The organism is Rhodococcus sp. MT28, from assembly GCF_058792695.1.
This window is the reverse complement of record NZ_JBXAFD010000041.1, coordinates 1-2,639: the sequence shown is the minus strand read 5'-3', so window position 1 is coordinate 2,639 and position 2,639 is coordinate 1. Positions and strand designations below refer to the sequence as shown.

Below are 2,639 nucleotides of genomic sequence, written 5' to 3'. Positions count from 1 at the left end.
AAAAAGGAAGATACATGCCCCGCAAGATCCTGATCAAGGACTACCCCCATCAGATCGGGGGGCACTGTGGTTCTGGCGCAATGCGGGATCTTCTGCACTGGCATGGACTGGGGTGGGAAGGGCCACCCGATGAAGGTCTGGTGTTCGCACTCGGCGGCTCGCTGGGGCTAGCGTACCTCCGATCGAATGACCTGGTTCCACCATTGTATTTGGTGGGACGAGGGGCCGACTTCGAAATCGATCTACCCCGCCGGCTAGGCGGACAGGTCCACGTTCTCACCACCGACGATCCCAGTGAGGGATGGTCTTGGGTTCTCGACGAGATCGACGCAGGCAGACCCAGCCTGGTGTGGGGCGACATAGCCGAGCTACCGTACCTGCAGGTCCAGTTGCAGATGAGTCGCCACGACATCGTGGTGATCGGTTACGACGAAGCTAAGGGGATTGCCTTCGTCGTAGACAATGATCGCGCCGAGGTGCAGGAAGTCCCGCTCGATTCGCTGGCTCGGGCGCGTTCCTCGACGTCCTTCCCTCAACCGACGCGCCACTGTACATACCGCATCACCTGGCCGAGCGCGCTGCCAGACATGGCAACAGTGGCGGCAGAGGCATTTCGCCAATCCGCGGCCAACATGCGCCACCCGTCACAGCCGGGGATCGTTGATCTCACGACCATGGAGGCCGGGGCCGAGGGGCTAGCTGCAGTCGAGCAGTTGGCGGCCGACCTTCGAGCCTGGGCAGACCTTCCGACAAGAGATCTTGAGATCTTCCTGTTCAGTCTGGGCGCTTTCATCGAGAAGGCGGGCACCGGCGGCGGCCTATTCCGCCGGTTGCTCGCCGATGGCTGCGCGGATGTCGCACGCCTGACCGGTGATCTAGCCACCGCCGACCTCGCCGTCGCCGCCAGCCGTTGTGCGCAGGCATGGACCGAAACTGCACGTGCCGGGACCCAACGCGACATTGATGCGCGCGCTCGCTTAGCGGCGGTGGTCACGGCGGCTAGCCGACTACCAGAACTCGAGTCGAACCTGGTCGAGTCCCTGGAATTGGCTTCAACCTCACTTACGGCTGCAGGTCTCTGACAGCCCGCTGTTAACCAGGACGCCCGGTGAATTGATCTGCGGATCGCTGTTCGTTCGCAGGCAGTATCGAATGAAGGAATGGTATGCAGAGCACGATGATGAACTTTCCCTTGACAACTGCGGCGATTCTGCGCCACGGTTCGAGTGTGCATAGCTCGGCAACCGTACGGACCTTGCAGTCCGACGGGAGCGTTAAGGTCGGCACTTTCGCCGAAGTCGGACGGAGAGCCGCACAGTTGGCCAACGCATTGCGCGGTTGCGGGATCACAGGCGATGAGCGTGTTGCGACCTTTATGTGGAACAACCAGGAGCATGTTGAGGCCTACTGTGCGGTGCCCTCGATGGGCGCAGTGCTGCACACCCTGAACCTACGTCTCACCCCTGATCAACTTGTCTACATCGGCAACCACGCCGAGGATCAGGTCGTAATTCTCGATGGAAGCCTGCTGCCCTTGCTGGCCCCTGTACTGCTGCAGCTCACCAGCGTGCACACCGTCGTCGTGACCGGCGAAGTGGACCTTACCCCGCTGCACCGTGACGGGGTCAGGGTCGTGGGGTACGAGGAGTTCCTCGCCTCTCAGTCCGATACGTTCGACTGGCCTGATCTCGATGAGCAGTCCGCAGCCGCTATGTGTTATACCTCGGGTACCACCGGCAACCCCAAAGGGGTCGCCTACAGCCACCGGTCGACGTACTTGCATTCGATGGCGGCCTGCGCCGCCGACGGACTGCGAGTCAGCTGCGATGATCGGATCCTTGCCATCGTGCCGATGTTCCACGCCAACGCTTGGGGACTAGTCTATGCCGCCCTTATGTCGGGCGCCGACCTACTCATGCCTGACAGGTTCCTGCAGGCTGAGCCGCTGGTGCGGCTCATCGACGCGCAGAGGCCGACCGTCGCGGGCGCAGTTCCGACGATCTGGAATGACGTCTTAAACTTCTTGGAGGCAAACTCCAGCTATGACATCTCCTCTCTCGGTCTGGTCGCCTGCGGTGGTTCCGCAGTACCCCTTCACCTGATGGAGGCCTTCGAGGAGAGGTACGGCGTGCAGGTCGTCCAGGCATGGGGAATGACCGAAACCTCGCCGCTGGCCGCCATCGCACGCCCACCGGTATCGCTCGATGTGCAGGAGCGCTGGCGCCTGCGCGCCACCCAAGGCCGCCCGGTTGCAGGGGTGGAGCTGAGGATTGTCGACGACGAGGGCAATAAGCTCCCGCACGACGGCGAAGCGGTCGGTGAGTTGCAAGCACGCGGGCCCTGGATTACCGGCTCGTACGTCGGCGAGGAGCATGACAGTGAGAAGTTTCAGGAAGGGTGGTTACGCACCGGCGACGTCGGGCGGATCGATGCACGCAATTTCGTGACGCTGACCGACCGCGCCAAGGACGTGATCAAGTCCGGCGGGGAGTGGATCTCCTCGGTCGAGCTCGAACTGCTGCTTGCCGGTCATCCAGACGTGCTCGAGGCATCTGTGATCGGAGTGCCGGACGAGAAGTGGCAAGAACGCCCCCTCGCGGTGATCGTTCCACGTGAGGGCCGCGAGCCCACACCTGCTA

General features: G+C 62.4%; 2 protein-coding genes. Both read left to right on the top strand.

Annotated elements, in window-relative coordinates; all coding sequences use genetic code 11:
* The first annotated feature begins 14 nt into the window (after positions 1 to 14).
* Entirely contained in the window at positions 15 to 1,082 is a 1,068-nt protein-coding gene (locus AC1Q6C_RS33145; protein WP_003942427.1) for a BtrH N-terminal domain-containing protein, read from the top strand.
* 83 nt (positions 1,083 to 1,165) lie between these two features.
* Positions 1,166 to 2,639 (top strand): fatty acid--CoA ligase (locus AC1Q6C_RS33140; protein WP_492667107.1); only part of this gene is annotated, 1,474 nt, incomplete at its 3' end.

What these genes read in the sequence shown, in the direction of transcription:
- AC1Q6C_RS33145 (WP_003942427.1), top strand. Translation starts at nt 15, where the DNA reads ATGCCCCGCAAGATCCTGATCAAGGACTACCCCCATCAGATCGGGGGG.